Source organism: Pseudomonas germanica (assembly GCF_019614655.1).
GTDB classification, from domain to species: Bacteria; Pseudomonadota; Gammaproteobacteria; order Pseudomonadales; family Pseudomonadaceae; genus Aquipseudomonas; species Aquipseudomonas neuropathica.
On sequence record NZ_CP071586.1, the window covers coordinates 4,904,162 to 4,919,827 of the forward strand.

The following is a 15,666-nucleotide window of genomic DNA, read 5'->3' on the forward strand; positions in this document are numbered from 1 at the left end:
AGATCGCAGCCTTCGGCACCTCCTACAGGGATTTCGGGTGTACCGGGTGCAAGCGGCCTAGAATGGAACCACTGCGAGTTCACTTCGCTCAAAAGTGGTATGCAGCGTTGCACGGCGAAATCCTCGTCCGTCGACCTGCCCTTAAGGAGAGCCGTTATGCCTTGGTATGCCTGGTTGATTCTGGTCGTTGCAATCGGCTCGATCGTCGGCGGATTAATGATGTTGCGCGACACCGCCAATAAGGTCGATCTGACCGATGAAGAACGCCGACGCGTTGCCCAACGCAATGCCGAAGCGGACGCCAAAGACGCCCAAGACCGCTGAACACAACCCCGCCTGATCGGCGGGGTTTGCGCTTTTTATAGCCATTGGAGCTATCTGCACGCTTTTAAGAAGTAGAAGTACAGTCACCATCTAATTTTCCTTGGTTAAGATGGGGACATTGTTGCGGAGAGTTCCAGATGCGTTATTCGCAGGACCATAAAGCCCAGACCCATAAGCGCATCATCAAGGAGGCTTCGGCACGCTTTCGCAAGGACGGAATCGGCGCTACCGGCCTGCAACCCCTGATGAAAGCGCTGGGTCTGACCCATGGCGGTTTCTACTCACATTTCAAGTCCAAGGACGAGTTGGTCGAGAAGGCCTTGCAAGAGGCCGGCAACCAGGTCGACGGGTTATGTGCCGAGATTTTTGCCCAGGACAACGCGCTAGATGTGTTCATCGAGACGTATCTGTCCGAATGGCACCAGACATCGCCAGATGAAGGCTGCCCGCTGCTGACCATTTCTTCCGAGTTGGGGCTGCGCGGGCAACCGAGTCCCACCAGTGACGTGGTACTCAACGCACGGCTGGAGCAGATCGAAAACAGCCTCGAAGGCGAGAACAGCGCTGACCGCGCCATCGTCATCATGTCGACCCTGGTCGGTGCACTGATGCTGTCGCGCAGTGTCGCGGATGCCGGGTTTGCGCAACGCATCCTCGATATCACCCGCGATCACCTCAAGAACCGCGACTAAGCCTGCCAGCGCTTGAACAATACGCTGGCATTGACCCCGCCAAACCCGAAACCATTGGACAGTGCATATTCGATCGGAATTGACCGCGCCTCGCCATGGACGATATCCACACCGGCACTCGCCGGATCCGGGTTGTCGAAGTTGAGCGTCGGCGGCACCACCTGATCACGGATCGCCAATAGCGTGAAAATCGCTTCAAGCCCACCGGCAGCGCCGAGCAGATGACCTGTGGCCGATTTTGTCGACGTCACCGCGATTTTATTCTCTTCGCCGAAAACACTTTTGATCGCCGCCAATTCACCCAGATCCCCGACCGGGGTCGACGTGGCGTGGGCATTGAGATGCTGCACCTGATCCGGCTCGATACCCGCCTGCGCCAATGCCAGCGTCATCGCCCGACGTGCCCCACTGCCATCTTCCGGCCCGGCCGTCAGGTGATAGGCGTCGGCGCTGGTGCCATAGCCGACCAGCTCCGCCAGCGGCGTCGCGCCACGCGCCAACGCATGCTCCAGGGATTCGATCACCAACAACCCCGCGCCCTCGCCCATGACGAAACCGTCGCGCCCGCTGTCGAACGGCCGCGAGGCGCGCTGCGGGGTGTCGTTGTAACCGCTCGACAGTGCCCGCGCTGCCGCGAAACCGGCCAGACTGACGCGGTCGATGCAGGCTTCCGCACCGCCACACACGGCAATATCCGCTTCGCCGGCGCGGATCAAGCGCGCCGCATCGCCGATCGCTTGGACACCCGCAGCGCACGCCGTCACCGGCGCACCCAAAGGCCCCTTGAGGCCGTGTTGAATGGACACGTGACCCGCCGCGAGATTGACCAGAAACGACGGGATGGTAAACGGTGACAAACGCCGAGGACCGCGACTGTCGGTCGTGCGTACGGCGTCAGCAATCGCGCCGAAACCACCGACACCGGAACCGATGATCGTTGCGCTACGCTCCTGACTTTTGCTTTCTGAAGGATGCCAGTCGGCCTGCTCCAGCGCCTGTCGGGCAGCCTCCATGGCGAACAGAATGAAGCGATCCATCTTCTTCTGCTCCTTGGGCGGCGTGGCGCGATCCGGATCGAAACCTGCTTCAGCGTCCTCTTCCAGCGTCGGCACCGCGCCGCCGACTCGCGTGGGCAAATCAGCGACCGTTGCCTCAGGCAAGTTACGCAAACCAGAACGCCCAGCCAGCAAACGCTGCCATACGACTTCGAGATCGCTGCCCAAGGGTGAAACCAGGCCCATGCCCGTGACGACTATTCGACGCGAATCCATACTGTGGTGACCTCTGATCAATTCAATTGCCGGACTTATAGCGTTGCGCAGCAGCACTGCGGGAAAGGTTCGGCGCCATGACATGGCGAGCCGCAACAAAGGCGTGCCATTCGCCTGCGTCAGGCAGCGAAGGAATGGTGATCAACTCGCCCTGATCCAGACCGGCCAGCGCCGCATCAACCATCTCGCCCGCCTCCATGACCATTTCTGCCGGAATGCCACGGGCATCGATACCGGAACGCTCCCAGATTTCGGTGCGGGTCACACCCGGCAGCACGGCCTGGATCTGCACGCCGGTGCCTTCGAGTTCAGTGTTCAGCGACTGCGTCAGGCTCAGTACATAAGCTTTGCTGGCGCTGTAAGTAGCGTTGAAACGTTCCGGAAACAATGCCACCACCGAGGCGATATTGATGATCGTGCCACGCCCGGCCTTGGCGAAACTGGCAGCAGCCGCCGATGCCAGGCGCGTGACGGCGGTGATATTCAACTGGATCAACCGCTCCAACTGATCCATGTCGGCGTTAGCCAGTAAACCGTCCGACGCCACACCGGCGTTATTCACCAGCAAACTGATGCTGGAATCGCTGCGCAGGCGTTGTTCGAGTTTGAGTACATCATCCTTTTGCGTCAGGTCTGCTTTCAGCACTTCGACCTGAACGCCGTGGGCATCCCGCAACTGGCTCGCAGCACTTTCCAGACGATCCTTGTCACGGGCAACCAGCAGCAAATCAAAACCACGCGCCGCCAGGCGCTGAGCGTAAATCGCACCGATTCCGGACGATGCGCCAGTGACGAGAGCAGTACCTAGAGATTGTGCGGAATTCATGAGAATGCTCCTGGAATGCTTGATGAAGGGAGTTGCCGATGAGATGTGTTGGCTCGACGCAGCGGCAAATTATTATAGGCATAATCCAAACGCAATATGATAGCCGTAATTTTAAATCGTCGGACTGCTGCCCTCTCTTCCACTACCCGCAGCCATGCGCTGCGCAAGTAAAAAAGGCCGGTCAATGACCGGCCCCCTTGGCATTAAACACTCAGCTTAGTTGACTTCCAGCTTGTCGCGATTGCGATCCAGAATCGCCTTACCGATACCCTTCACTTCCAGCAACTCATCCACCGACGCAAACGGCCCGTTTGTTTCACGATAAGCAACAATCGCTTTGGCCTTGGCCTCTCCGACTCCCGCCAGTTCCTTTTGCAGCGTTGCCGCATCGGCATCGTTGAGGTCGACTTTTGCGCTTTGGGAAGGTGCAGTTGTCTCCATCACCAACGGCGCCTTGGGTGACTCCGCCGGCGCAACAGGCGCGGCAATAGCGGCGATCGAGGCGCTGGTGAGGAAAGCAAAGATCAGAGAATAGAAGTAACCGGTACGCATTAGTGACGCTCCATCATCGTTTGAGAAAGCAGCTTTTCCGAAGCTGCTCTCCAAACTTAGGTCATGGTGGAGGGATGTCAAAAATGCGTGCGTTACAGGATGTGAAACAATCAGGGTTCGAGACGACGCTGCTGGTAGATCCAGTCGACGATCTCGCCATCGGGGGTATAGCCGCTGACGGTTTCGCGCAATAACTGGCGAACGCGCGAGTAATCATCCTCATCAACCGCCGCCAACAAACTGGCCAATCTAACCTTTAACACTTCCCAAGGTAGATGATCCTCATTGGCCGTCATGATCATCGGATGCGGTGTTGCAGCGACGTTGTCGCCGATCAACAGCTCTTCATAGAGCTTTTCACCTGGACGCAACCCCGTGAACTCGATGGAGATGTCGCCCTGCGGATTGCGATCGGAACGAATACTCAAACCGGACAAGTGGATCATCTTCTCTGCCAGTTCGACGATTTTCACCGGCTCGCCCATGTCCAGCACAAACACATCGCCACCCTGCCCCATCGAACCGGCCTGAATAACCAGTTGCGCGGCTTCGGGGATGGTCATGAAATAACGGGTAATCTTCGGATGAGTGACGGTCAGCGGCCCGCCGGATTTGATCTGGCTGTGGAACAGCGGAATCACCGACCCGGAGGAGCCCAGCACATTGCCGAAGCGAACCATCGTGAAACGGGTTTTGTTAACCCGGGAAACTTTTGCATTGTCTCCGAACAATACCGGCGCGACTTCACGACTGAGCGCCTGAAGCGTCAACTCCGCCAAGCGCTTGGTACTGCCCATGACATTAGTGGGCCGCACCGCCTTATCGGTCGAGATCAGCACAAAATTTGCTACGCCGGATTGCAAGGCAGCCTGAGCAGTATTGAGCGTCCCGATTGCATTGTTCAACACACCCTCGGCGATGTTGTGTTCGACCATGGGCACATGCTTGTAGGCGGCCGCATGATAAACCGTGTCGACCTTCCAGGTTTTCATCACATCGAGCAATTTATCCTGGTGACGTATGGACCCGAGTATGGGAAGCAATCGAACCGGAGCCGACTCTCGAGAGCTGCGTTGCTCCAGCTCTGAAAGAATGTTGTAGAGATTGAATTCACTGTGTTCGAACAACAGAAGCGCGGTTGGCTCCAACGCAAAAATCTGCCGACACAACTCCGAACCGATCGAACCGCCGGCACCTGTGACCATGACAGTCTTGCCTTTGATACAACGCTCCAGAAGATCAGGCTGAGCTGGAACGGCATCGCGCCCCAGCAGGTCCGCAATATCGACTTCCTGAATATCTTCGACCTTGACCCGGCCACTCGCCAGATCGGAAAAATTCGGCACACTACGAACATGCAGTGGAAAGCCTTCCAGCAAGTTAAGAATTTCCCGGCGCCGAGCACGAGTCGACGATGGCAACGCGAGAAGGATTTCCTGCGCTCCTGTGACGTCGATCATCTGCTGAATATGCTTGGGTTTGTAAACCTGCAGGCCTGAGATCGAGCGATCGGAAATACCCGGGTCATCATCGATAAAGGCAACAGGGCGCATAACGCGCCCCATACGCAGTGCGGCGACAAGTTGATTGCCTGCAACACCTGCGCCGTATATCGCAACTTTGGTCAGACCATCGTCGCGGCTGGCAAAAGGAACATGCTGCGCGGCTGTAAACCAGTCCCCCATGAAGTATTGCCGCATACATAACCGCAACCCCCCAATGATGACCAGGCTCAACCACCAGTAATTGAAAATGATCGAGCGAGGCACAACCGCTTCGTGATTGCTGTACCAATAAACGACAACCGCCAGAATCAGCGAAGACAAACTGACAGCCTTGATAATCGCAATCAGTGCATCGTTGCCGAAATAGCGCATGACGGCACGGTACATGCCGAAGCGAATGAACAATGGAATGGCCACAACAGGGGCGCAGACGAATAGCCAGAAGTGGACTTTGAAGGGGTTGTACATATCATCGATACCCAAGCGCACGATGAATGCCAACCACAGGGCCACCCAAACCAGAAAGATGTCTGTGCCAACCTGTATCAGTCGTTTGCGCCGCCGTGGAAGTCCAACGAGACGCTCTCTGACTTTATCCATTAACTCTTCAAGCACCTCAGTTTCCCTCTTTCAAATGCTGATCACCGTAATGAATCACCACAAGCCGCCATCATGACTCTAAACCTGGATACCAGAACTGTGTTCTTTTCCATACTAAGCGGTCTTTTCGAGCTCTCCCGCATGAAACCTGATCGCGAGAAAAACCAGCGGGATATAGGCTAAAAGTACACCCCATACGCCGCCAAGCCCAAACCGTGTAACACCTACCGCAATCGGCAACAGCCAGCATAGATTGATCAAGCCTGTTGCCAAGGTTACGGGCAAATGCCGGCCAAATTGCCTGGAAGCAAACTGATAGGCGTGGCTTCTGTGAGCCTCATACAGTTTGTCTCCTCTGAGCAGGCGCCGGAACAACGTGAAGGTGGCATCCACGATAAACACACCGAGCAGGATGAGCCAGCCCCAAAATAGTGAAGGATCATGCCACGCAGCCTGCAGAGAAAGACCGCCCAGAACAACGCCAAGAAATCCGCTACCCGCATCACCCATGAAAATTTTTGCCGGCGGAAAATTCCAGCAGAGAAAGCCCATCACCGCCGCAGCCAACATCAACGGAGCCCAGATCAACGCTGCTGCACCGACAAGCCAATACAACACACACGCCCCAAGACAAACACAAACCGCCTCGACACCTGCGATGCCATCGATGCCATCCATGAAGTTGTAAAGATTGAGCAGCCATACGAGATAAAACAGTGCCAAGAAATGACCAAAGATACCCAGATCGACCTGCGCTCCGAGTACCTCCACCACGGGCATGCCGCCCATCCAGAACAACAGCCATCCCGCAGCCAGAAAATGCCCCAGCAGACGCCAGCGCGCCGCGATATGGCCGTGGTCATCCATGAAGCCAATCACTGCAACCAGACTTCCAGCGCCGGCAACAGCGAGAAAAGCGCTACCCGAAGTAATTCCGACGCCCCATAACACTACTTGCGCAAAAACAAATGCGATCACTATCGCTACGCCACCGCCACGAGGAGTAGGCACAGAGTGCGAACTGCGCGCATTCGGAATATCCATCAAACTGCGCGCCAACGCGTAACGGCGTAACGCCCAAGTGAGGGAGAAGGATAGGCAGAGAAAGACGGAAAGGAACCATCCATAAGTCATGATTTGCGGGTTTCCAGAAAATGCTGTGCGGTCAGGCCTAGGCCCTTATCGACACTGATGGGCGGGGTCCAACCCAGTAACTGTCGATTTTTACTGATATCGACCTGCAGAGAGCCGAAAAGCCGCTGAGATATAGACCGCCGTCCTACCAATGCCAACAGCCGCTCCATCATCCATACCGGAACAGGCAAGAGATAACTGGTCTTCCCCAACGCTTGGCCCAGCTTGCGCAACAGGTCACTTGTAGAAACATCTTCGCCATCGCTCGCCATAAAAGTTTGATTGGCAGCACCCGGATGGTCGGCACAGGTCACGATGAGATCCACAAGATTGCCTACTGACACCAGACTGCGGCTATTACGCACTGAGCCAAATGGCAACGGAACACCACGATCCAGCCATTGCATCATAGTGAGAAAATTAGCTTTCACCCCCGGACCGTAGACCAGAACCGGGCGAATAATCACCACTTCCATATCCGTAACCTGCGCCAGTCGCTTCAAGCCCTGCTCGGCTTCAAATTTGGAAATGCCATAAGCGTCAAGCGGGGCAGGCACATCATCAGCGTAAAAAGGAGCGCCTGGAGAAGTGCGCTCGCCGTTAACTTTCACCGAACTGACGAAGATAAACCGTTTAACTCCCGATGCCGCAGCCTGACGAGCGAGGTTCAAAGTCGCGTCGACATTGATTTCCCGGAAGGCAGCCAAGGGATCGACCGCGACTTCGTCCATGACGTGAACGCGCGCTGCCGCATGAACGACAACATCAACTTCTGTCAGGACGCGACTCCAATCGTTAGCCCCACTGAGACCTTCGAAGGGTATAACGTCCACGCCTGGAGCATGCTCATGAGTTCTGGAACGCATCGGCGCGACGACAGAACAATCCGATTCCAGCATTAGCCGATCTATAAGTGCTCTCCCCAGAAAACCATTACCGCCGGTAATCAGGAATGTCTTGGATCTCATGAAAGCACCTTGAGCTAAGAAATCAATGCTTGCCTGTCGACAACAGCCTCGTTGAAGCGGCAAATGGATGCGTGACTGCAGCAACCATGGAGATCGCTTCGTCGAGGGATATGCGAGTGGCAGTCTATTGAATTACGCGATTCTTGGCCACTTCAAAGCAGCAGGAAAAGACAACTTGCGCCACGTCATAAAAACACACCCTGAAACCCGCCTTCATTGAGGCAAAATTCACTGCTGCATTTTGCGCGGCTTACAGACTGTTAACAAACCAAGTTCTTTGGCAAACTCACGCACACACTCTGCAACAAGCAATATTAAATGAAACAAACTTTGCTTGAGAAAAACTTGCGCGCAAGTAGCCAGACAATAAAACGAAAAAAAATCGACTCTAATTATCCGCAAACATCCGCCAGACGAGGCATTGTCCTGACAGCCCATTAACATGGGTTGCGAAAAGCTTTATAGCAACGAGCGATAAATATCAGCGTAAGATTGCGCCATCAAACTTGAGGAAAACACCTCCTCAAACCGGCGTTCGGCGGCCAAGCCCATCCTGGCAGCTGTCGCAGGTTCGCTCCACAGCCTTGTCATAGCCTGTGCCAATGCAATGGAATCCCTGGGAGGGACGACCAATCCGGTTTCTTCGGCAATATTGATGTAGGTGGTGCCCGATCCAATTTCACAAGAGATCATCGGTTTTCCGTACATAGCCCCTTCGAGCAGGGAAATTCCGAAAGACTCCGATCTCAAATGCGACGGAAAGACAAAAGCGTAGCAAAGTGTCAGCAGCGCAGCCTTGTCTTCGTCAGGTAACAACCCCAGAAAATGCACGTTGGACACACCCGCTTCCGCGGCTTGAGCCTTGAGTTCTGCTTCAAGATGCCCGCCTCCAAGAATGGCCACCGGTAACCCGGTCGTCCTGGCTGCCTCAAGCAAAAAATCCAGGCCCTTGTAATAACGCAGGGCACCTACAAAAAGAAAAAAACGCTCACCCAACCGGTCTCGCCAGAATGCCAGTTTCTCTGCAGAAGGGACGGGATAAGTCGAGCGATCCAGACCGTAAGGAACAACACGTACCTTATCTTCAAATCGTGTCAAAACCGGGCTGCTTGCCAGATAATTTGGCGACGACGCGACAATACAGTCAACACTGGACAGGAAGCGATTCATCAATGGCTGATAAAGTTTGAGCAGCGTTTTCTGCTTGACGATATCGGAGTGATAGCTGACCACACTGGGCTTGCCGACTCGACTCGCAAAATGAACGAGATCCATGTAAGGCCACGGAAAATGGTAGTGAACAATATCCGCTTCTCGAGCCAGCTCGATGAAATCCCTGAGCGCCGAAAACGAGAATCCCGTAGAAGCAACGTGAAGATCCAGTTTTGAGCGATGGGTCAGATGATGCGCAATCGGTTCATTGCGTGCAGCCCCTCGCTCACTGAGATAGAGCACCTGGGACTCGTACCCGTGTTGTAAACCACCTTCGGCAATCTGAAAGATGACTTGTTCGATGCCCCCCATTGTCTCCGGGTAATAAGTCTTGAAGAAGTGCAGAACCTTGATCATCGCCCGTCGACCACCTTCTGATAAACCTCGAACGTTTCTTTTGCGCACCGCTCCCAGGAAAACTTCGCTGCGTGCAGTAATCCCTGTTCAATGGCACTGGCGCGCCACACCTCATCTTCAAGGCCTCGGCGCAAAAGCTCAGTCAACGCCAGCGTGTCCGTTGCTTCGCACATAAGTGCCGCATTACCGGCAACCTCTGGCAGGGAAGAACTGTTGGAGCAAACGACGGGAACGCCCGAACTCATAGCCTCTAGCACCGGTAAACCGAAACCCTCGTACAACGAAGGGAAGGTAAATAGCCGCGCACCGGCAAACAACAGAGGCAAGTCTTCGCTGGGAACAAAACCGAGATAGTAGGCCCAGCCCTCGCGACGTGCGCTTTCAAGCCGGTTATGAATATCCTCGTTTTGCCATCCATAGTAACCCGTCAACACGAGCGGCCAGCGCTTGCGCAGCTCCAGTGGCAGACGTGAATAAGCATTGAGCAAGGTATCAATATTCTTGCGCGGCTCGATGGTACCCACAAACAAGCTGTAGCCGCCCACCTCAAGACCATGTCGCGACAGAGTCAACCGAAGGTCGTCCGCGGACCGAGGATGAAACTCGGCAGAACTGGCCAACGGCACAGTGTGAATCCGCTCAATAGGCCAGGAAAAATAGTCGGACAACTCTTTACGCGTGTATTCAGAGTCCGTTATCAAAGCATCAGCCCTGACCAACGTCGTCTTGAGCTCCTTCTGCAAATAGCGCACAAGTTGCGGCGCATGACAGTGGGACCACGTAAAGGGAGAAAGATCGTGAAAGGTAGCAACACTGCGTCCGGCAAACGGAGGCAGATAATAATTGGGGCTGTGGTAAAGAAATTCACCATGACCTTTAAGCGCTCGCTTCCTGAGCAATGGCATCAGCAAACGATAGGCCTCAACCGCCAGGAAATTCTTCTGAACGGCTCGCTTCAGACCATAACCGTTACCCGACGTATCGGAAGCAGCAGGCAACGACGGTAGAAATCGCCGACCTGCAAAAAACTGCAGGTCAGTAATTTCACGATTCTGCTGCAGTCGCAGCGCCAACTCATAGGTGTAGCGACCAATGCCGGTCAGTGGAAAACGGACCGGCTCAACAGAAAGAATTAACTTCATTTATCAACCGTCAGCATCCAGCTCAGGGTTTCGCTCAAAGGCGCCGTTGCCCATCCGGGAACCAGATCCCGCAGCTTCGAGTTATCCCCGCACAAGGTTTTCACCTCGTTGGCGCGAACAAACGCTGGATTCACGTCGACTTCGATGTCATGCCCAGTCAGCGACTTGCACAACTCGATAACCTCTCGAAGTGAGTGCGTTTGTCCCGAACTGACATTCACGATCTGCCCCAAGGGTTTCGCGTCGATCAAACCACGATAAGCCTTGACCAAAGCCCGAACATCACTGAAGTCGCGCCAAACATCGAGGTTACCCAATTCAATCCTTGGCGCCTTGCGCAGGAAATGGGAGACGATTTTCGGCAACAGGAAGTTCTCGGCCTGCCCAACACCTGTGTAATTGAATGGCCGCGCGATAACTATGGGAAGACGATCCATCCAGAGCTTGGCCATGTACTCCATGGCCAGCTTGCTAACGGCGTAATCGTTGGCAGGAGCCGGCACTGTAGCTTCCGACAACATGCCACCTGATGCATTGCCATAGACATTGGCGCTGCTAGCAATCAGAACGCAATCCGGAGCCTTCCCGCTAGCGGCAATAGCATCCAGCAGATTACGCGTGCCTATCAAGTTGACCTGATAGAACGCATCCGCCGCACCATGTCCGACAAATGCCAGAGCTGCAAGGTGCACAACGACATCCGGCTGAATCTTTGCCAGCAACGTGCGTAGACCAATACCGTCAGCCAGATCGACTTGATGATAATTGTGATCGTCGGAGGGTTGACTACCCATCCCGACAACTTCGTAGCCATGAGCTTGCAACTCAGCCGCCATGTAGCGACCGGTAAATCCATGAATACCCGTAATCAGCGCACGTTTGCCAGCATTGATCATCAGAAAGAGAACCCTTGCTTGTTACGGCGCAGGTCAGCCTCGACCATCATGCGGCAAAGCTCTTCAAGCGAAGTTTTCGGTTCCCAACCCAACACTTCCTTGGCCTTGGCCGGGTTGCCGATCAGCAACTCAACTTCGGTAGGACGGTAGAACTTCGGATTGATGGTAACCAGTACCTTGCCGGTAGCAGCATCAGTGCCCTGTTCGGCTTCAGCAGTACCCGACCAGGAAATAGTGATACCAGCGGCCTTGAACGCCATGGATACGAAATCACGGACGGTCTCGGTACGATTGGTCGCCAATACGAAGGTATCCGGTACGTCGGCCTGCAGCATACGCCACATACCTTCTACGTACTCCTTGGCGAAACCCCAGTCACGCTTGGCATCAAGGTTGCCCAACTCCATTTTATCGAGCAGGCCGAGCTTGATCTTGGCTACGGAGTCAGTGATTTTACGAGTTACAAACTCACGGCCACGCAGCGGAGATTCGTGGTTGAACAGGATGCCGCTGGTCGCAAAAATACCGTACGACTCACGGTAGTTGATGGTCATCCAGTGAGCGTAAAGCTTGGCGACACCGTAAGGGCTGCGCGGATAGAAAGGCGTGCTCTCGACCTGCGGGATGGCCTGCACCTGACCAAACATTTCAGACGTCGAAGCCTGGTAGAAACGCACCTTTGGATTGACGATGCGGATCGCTTCCAGAAGGTTCACAGCACCAAGACCAGTGATTTCAGCAGTAGTGATTGGCTGCTCGAACGACACGCCCACAAAGCTCTGCGCGGCGAGGTTATACACCTCGGTGGCTTCAGTGGTTTGCAGCAAACGGATGCTGGCAGAGAGATCTGTCAGATCATATTCGACCAAATGCAGGTTAGGGTTCTGCTGGATACCCAGCTCTTCGATACGCCAGAAATTGACAGAACTGGTACGACGGTAGGTACCGTAAACGGTGTACCCCTTCTCCAGCAGCAGTTCCGCCAGGTAGGCGCCGTCTTGACCGGTAATGCCAGTAACGATTGCTTTCATGCGAATCCTCTAAACTCCATTTGAACGTTGTTGATAACAAGAAAAAATCTAGCCTGGCAATGCGGATGAGGCCAAGACTGTGCATTTTTTTGCGGAACAGGAGAATAGTACCCCATGAACCGCCATTTGCCGCCCCCTGGGCGACTTTTTAGACGCTTGGATTAACCTGCCCGGGGATCCTGGCGAAAGTCATCGGCAAGCCTGCAAGCCAAATTTTTCGCGAGCTCGCGCAATTCAGGTACAGCTGTGGCTTCCCATAAATCGGCCTTGAGCATCGGCCCTATATAGGAAAGCCATGTTGAAACATTCCCGTCAGCATTTTTAACCGCCAGGCGTTCATCTACATGCAAACCCAAACCCAGTAAGTCTGGCTGGAGAAGTCCTTCATCGCGTAATTGGGTAATCAACCGATCATCGACATACCGTAAATTCGAATTGGGCCCGGTACAATTGATAACCTGCCCGACATCGACATATTCGGTCTGATCGCTACCCCGTCTCTGAAAGCTCACACGCACGCCCTCGCCTTCAGGGCTCATGTCCTTGATTCGCCCTGCCAAGGAAATGATTCGTCCGCTGCCCAGAGCCTCTAGAAAGCGCTCATGGGTCTCAGGGGCAACACGATGACGATGCACATCCCAGTAGGGTTGCAGGTGGCGCAGAAAACGGCGTCGCTCGATCTCCGGCAATCGAGCCCAAAGCGCTGGCGTTGCGGGACGCAAGGCTGCAATGAAATCCCTCCAGTCCCGTCCTTCAGCAGCACCCGCTTTAACAAGACTGCGAACTTCGCGAAGATAATTGCTCGCTGTAGGCTCCACGCCAAACAATCGCTCGCTGATTCCTGCATTCGACGCCAGTCCCTTACCATGAGGGCGATGAGCCAATGGCTGCAAGCCACGGCGCGACAGCATGTAGATTGGGCGTGAATTGCGCTGATCGATGTTGAGTGCTACATCCAGAGCGGTCAGCCCGGCACCTATAAGAAGGACGGGCTTGCCTGCATCGGGTAACAGACGTTCACGATCCCAAGGATCCTGCTGATAGCAGCCAGCGGAGATGGCAGGTGCAACACATTGAGGATTCAGTGGGGCAAAGTGTCCAAATGCGAGTACGACGTGATCTGCACGTAATTGCTCCCCATCTGCCAGTTCTACGATCACGCCCTTCTGACCAGACCTGAGGCTGCGCACCTCCGCCGCCAATCGCTGAAGCGAAGTGTCTTCTGCACGCTCCACGGCCGAATCCAGCAAGAAAGACAGGTAATCGCCGTAAAGCTTACGAGGCACAAATGATGAGCCCGAAACGCTCCGATCGGTTTCCTGGCAAAACTTTTGAAAAGATTCAGGTTCATCTACCAAAGCTGTCATGTTGCCAACCGGAACATTGAGCAGATGCTGAGCACTATTTGTTCCATACGCCAGGCCACGAGCCATACCGCCTGAGCGGTTGATCAAAATAACTTGAGCGCCAGGCGGGCAATGCTTCAAAAACTGAATGGCCGTTACTGTCCCACTAAAACCTGCGCCGATAATGACGAGAGTCTTCATGCCACTACCCGCTGATTCAGACAGTCGAGAATTTTCGCCACGCAGGTTTCCAGATTCTCTTCCAGAGTATTGACACGAACATCGGGATTCAGCGGGCTTTCATAGGCCGAGTCGATTCCCGTGAAGTTCTTGATTACGCCGGAGCGAGCCTTCCCGTATAGGCCTTTTGGATCTCTGCGCTCACACTCTGACAAGGGAGTGTCAATGAAGACCTCGATAAATTTTTCATCGCCGATCACATCGCGAGCCAAGGCACGATCATGTTGAAATGGGGAGATGAATGCAGTGATCACGATCAGGCCGGCATCCATGAACAATTTGGCCAGCTCTGCAATTCGACGAATATTTTCCTCCCGGTCAGCATCACTGAACCCAAGGTCTTTACACAGACCCAGACGTACATTGTCGCCATCCAGCAAATAAGTATGTCGACCACGCTCGACCAGAGCCAGCTCCAGCGCGTTTGCGATGGTGGATTTGCCAGCGCCACTCAACCCGGTCAACCATAAAGTGATCGGCTTTTGCGACTTGACCAGCGCTCTCGTTGAAGCGTCGACAACAGACGCCTGGAAAACTAAATTTTTATTGGACACACCGGTACCTCGTATCACTGACATCTCAGATTATCATTGAATTCGCGTACTCACGACAGCGGCGTCGGAAGCGACCTTTCACCCCGCTCCAACCCACCGCCAAGATCTCCAAGACAATAGAGGATAACCCCGTCGTACCACTGATCGATTGAAAGGTGGGCGCCGAGCGTCACTCGAGACGACCCGGCGGGTAACATTTTGTAATGCACTCGCCGAATACGGGAACTTACTTTAGCTGGCCAATTTCAACGCGCATCAATCAATTGACAAGCAAATCTTCTTGGTTCAGTTCGAGAAATGCATTCAATTCCGCCGGTGTACCTAATACATGGACGTCATTAACAGCAAGATCAGTTATAGAAATTTTCCGGCCTTCGGCAATCAGTTGTCGATAAAGTGGCGCAATGTAACGCTCGCCGCGAACAAGATTTTGGGAGTCAGCAAAGAAACGGTCATAGGCTTTCTCATAGTCTTCAGCTCGTGAAAACCAGTACAGACCGATTGATGCGAAATCCGAAATACGCTGCTTTTCAGCCAAATCGGTAGCCCACTGATCATCGCCCAATTTTACGAAACTCCAATGATCGCCCGGAACCTGGAAGCACGGAACCCATCCATCAGCACCCTCACGAATAGACTCTGGGAGCAAGGCGCGTGGATTAACGTACGTATCGATATTATAAATAAGCAGAGGATCCTCCGGCCGCCAGAATTCACGTGCCAGATACGCACTTGTCGCTTGGCCATCAGTTACCTGCCCAATCTCGATAACGTGCACATCACGAAGCCCCATTGCCTCGCTCTGCCTGCGAACGTAATCAGCCGAGTTATTTTCTTCAAGGCATACAAAGATCACACGGCAATCGGTTGTAAGAAAATTCCGTAAAGAAAGCATCGACCAATCGAACAGACTTTTGCCGTGCGCGGGGATTTCATACTTTGGTACCGTATATCCAGCCTCATAGAAGCGCGATCCGCGGCCCGCCATAGTAATAACAATATTCACCGACATCTCA

At 54.1% G+C, this 15,666-nt stretch carries 15 protein-coding genes; 2 read left to right on the plus strand and 13 right to left on the minus strand.

The annotated features are described in order from the left end of the window. Positions 1-156 precede the first annotated feature (156 nt). Both J0G10_RS21630 and J0G10_RS21635 read left to right on the plus strand, forming a co-directional pair. Positions 157-324, plus strand: coding sequence for a DUF2897 family protein (locus tag J0G10_RS21630; protein ID WP_007908505.1), 168 nt, complete (start codon positions 157-159; stop codon positions 322-324). A 137-nt stretch (positions 325-461) separates the two neighbouring features. Next, positions 462-1,016: a TetR/AcrR family transcriptional regulator gene (locus J0G10_RS21635; RefSeq protein WP_095125150.1), complete on the plus strand. Its 555-nt coding sequence runs from the start codon at positions 462-464 to the stop codon at positions 1,014-1,016. Here J0G10_RS21635 and fabF read toward each other — a convergent pair. The 13 genes from fabF to J0G10_RS21700 form a co-directional block, all read right to left on the minus strand. Further along, complete coding sequence (gene fabF, locus J0G10_RS21640) at positions 1,013-2,287, minus strand: beta-ketoacyl-ACP synthase II (RefSeq protein WP_095048537.1); 1,275 nt, start codon at positions 2,285-2,287, stop codon at positions 1,013-1,015. The two genes, J0G10_RS21635 and fabF, sit on opposite strands and share 4 nt — an antisense overlap. A gap of 22 nt (positions 2,288-2,309) precedes the next feature. Next, positions 2,310-3,113 (minus strand): SDR family NAD(P)-dependent oxidoreductase, encoded by an 804-nt coding sequence (locus tag J0G10_RS21645; protein ID WP_220556668.1) that lies wholly within the window; start codon positions 3,111-3,113, stop codon positions 2,310-2,312. Between the two features lie 216 nt (positions 3,114-3,329). Continuing rightward, a complete protein-coding gene (locus J0G10_RS21650) occupies positions 3,330-3,665 on the minus strand; it encodes a ComEA family DNA-binding protein (protein ID WP_093435238.1) in 336 nt (111 codons plus the stop codon). Positions 3,666-3,775: 110 nt separating this feature from the next. Next, positions 3,776-5,770: a polysaccharide biosynthesis protein gene (locus J0G10_RS21655; protein WP_095048539.1), complete on the minus strand. Its 1,995-nt coding sequence runs from the start codon at positions 5,768-5,770 to the stop codon at positions 3,776-3,778. Positions 5,771-5,884: 114 nt separating this feature from the next. Continuing rightward, positions 5,885-6,904, minus strand: a complete 1,020-nt coding sequence (locus tag J0G10_RS21660) for an MraY family glycosyltransferase (protein ID WP_220556669.1) — start codon at positions 6,902-6,904, stop codon at positions 5,885-5,887. Next, positions 6,901-7,872 (minus strand): UDP-glucose 4-epimerase family protein, encoded by a 972-nt coding sequence (locus J0G10_RS21665; RefSeq protein WP_220556670.1) that lies wholly within the window; start codon positions 7,870-7,872, stop codon positions 6,901-6,903. The genes J0G10_RS21660 and J0G10_RS21665 overlap by 4 nt, the downstream gene beginning before the upstream one ends. A 459-nt stretch (positions 7,873-8,331) precedes the next feature. Further along, on the minus strand, positions 8,332-9,441 hold the full coding sequence (locus J0G10_RS21670; protein ID WP_281062439.1) for a glycosyltransferase family 4 protein: 1,110 nt from the start codon (positions 9,439-9,441) through the stop codon (positions 8,332-8,334). Then, positions 9,438-10,583 (minus strand): glycosyltransferase family 4 protein, encoded by a 1,146-nt coding sequence (locus tag J0G10_RS21675; protein WP_220556671.1) that lies wholly within the window; start codon positions 10,581-10,583, stop codon positions 9,438-9,440. Before J0G10_RS21675 ends, J0G10_RS21670 begins: the two co-directional genes overlap by 4 nt. Next, positions 10,580-11,479 carry a GDP-mannose 4,6-dehydratase gene (locus J0G10_RS21680; protein WP_095125156.1) on the minus strand — a complete coding sequence of 300 codons (900 nt, stop codon included), beginning with the start codon at positions 11,477-11,479 and terminating at the stop codon, positions 10,580-10,582. The genes J0G10_RS21675 and J0G10_RS21680 overlap by 4 nt, the downstream gene beginning before the upstream one ends. Beyond that, positions 11,479-12,510 carry a GDP-mannose 4,6-dehydratase gene (gmd, locus tag J0G10_RS21685; protein WP_095048546.1) on the minus strand — a complete coding sequence of 344 codons (1,032 nt, stop codon included), beginning with the start codon at positions 12,508-12,510 and terminating at the stop codon, positions 11,479-11,481. Before gmd ends, J0G10_RS21680 begins: the two co-directional genes overlap by 1 nt. Before the next feature lie 161 nt (positions 12,511-12,671). Further along, entirely contained in the window at positions 12,672-14,057 is a 1,386-nt protein-coding gene (locus J0G10_RS21690; protein ID WP_122707310.1) for an FAD/NAD(P)-binding protein, read from the minus strand. Beyond that, positions 14,054-14,650: an adenylyl-sulfate kinase gene (gene cysC / locus J0G10_RS21695; protein ID WP_374046154.1), complete on the minus strand. Its 597-nt coding sequence runs from the start codon at positions 14,648-14,650 to the stop codon at positions 14,054-14,056. The genes J0G10_RS21690 and cysC overlap by 4 nt, the downstream gene beginning before the upstream one ends. 259 nt (positions 14,651-14,909) lie before the next feature. After that, positions 14,910-15,662, minus strand: coding sequence for a glycosyltransferase family 2 protein (locus tag J0G10_RS21700; protein ID WP_122707314.1), 753 nt, complete (start codon positions 15,660-15,662; stop codon positions 14,910-14,912). Positions 15,663-15,666 lie beyond the last annotated feature (4 nt).

Bases quoted from the DNA above. Each gene is read 5' to 3' on its own strand.
- J0G10_RS21630 (WP_007908505.1), top strand. From the start codon at position 157: ATGCCTTGGTATGCCTGGTTGATTCTGGTCGTTGCAATCGGCTCGATC.
- J0G10_RS21635 (WP_095125150.1), top strand. From the start codon at position 462: ATGCGTTATTCGCAGGACCATAAAGCCCAGACCCATAAGCGCATCATC.
- fabF (WP_095048537.1), bottom strand. From the start codon at position 2,287: ATGGATTCGCGTCGAATAGTCGTCACGGGCATGGGCCTGGTTTCACCC.
- J0G10_RS21645 (WP_220556668.1), bottom strand. From the start codon at position 3,113: ATGAATTCCGCACAATCTCTAGGTACTGCTCTCGTCACTGGCGCATCG.
- J0G10_RS21650 (WP_093435238.1), bottom strand. From the start codon at position 3,665: ATGCGTACCGGTTACTTCTATTCTCTGATCTTTGCTTTCCTCACCAGC.
- J0G10_RS21655 (WP_095048539.1), bottom strand. From the start codon at position 5,770: ATGGATAAAGTCAGAGAGCGTCTCGTTGGACTTCCACGGCGGCGCAAA.
- J0G10_RS21660 (WP_220556669.1), bottom strand. From the start codon at position 6,904: ATGACTTATGGATGGTTCCTTTCCGTCTTTCTCTGCCTATCCTTCTCC.
- J0G10_RS21665 (WP_220556670.1), bottom strand. From the start codon at position 7,872: ATGAGATCCAAGACATTCCTGATTACCGGCGGTAATGGTTTTCTGGGG.
- J0G10_RS21670 (WP_281062439.1), bottom strand. From the start codon at position 9,441: ATGATCAAGGTTCTGCACTTCTTCAAGACTTATTACCCGGAGACAATG.
- J0G10_RS21675 (WP_220556671.1), bottom strand. From the start codon at position 10,583: ATGAAGTTAATTCTTTCTGTTGAGCCGGTCCGTTTTCCACTGACCGGC.
- J0G10_RS21680 (WP_095125156.1), bottom strand. From the start codon at position 11,479: ATGATCAATGCTGGCAAACGTGCGCTGATTACGGGTATTCATGGATTT.
- gmd (WP_095048546.1), bottom strand. From the start codon at position 12,510: ATGAAAGCAATCGTTACTGGCATTACCGGTCAAGACGGCGCCTACCTG.
- J0G10_RS21690 (WP_122707310.1), bottom strand. From the start codon at position 14,057: ATGAAGACTCTCGTCATTATCGGCGCAGGTTTTAGTGGGACAGTAACG.
- J0G10_RS21700 (WP_122707314.1), bottom strand. From the start codon at position 15,662: ATGTCGGTGAATATTGTTATTACTATGGCGGGCCGCGGATCGCGCTTC.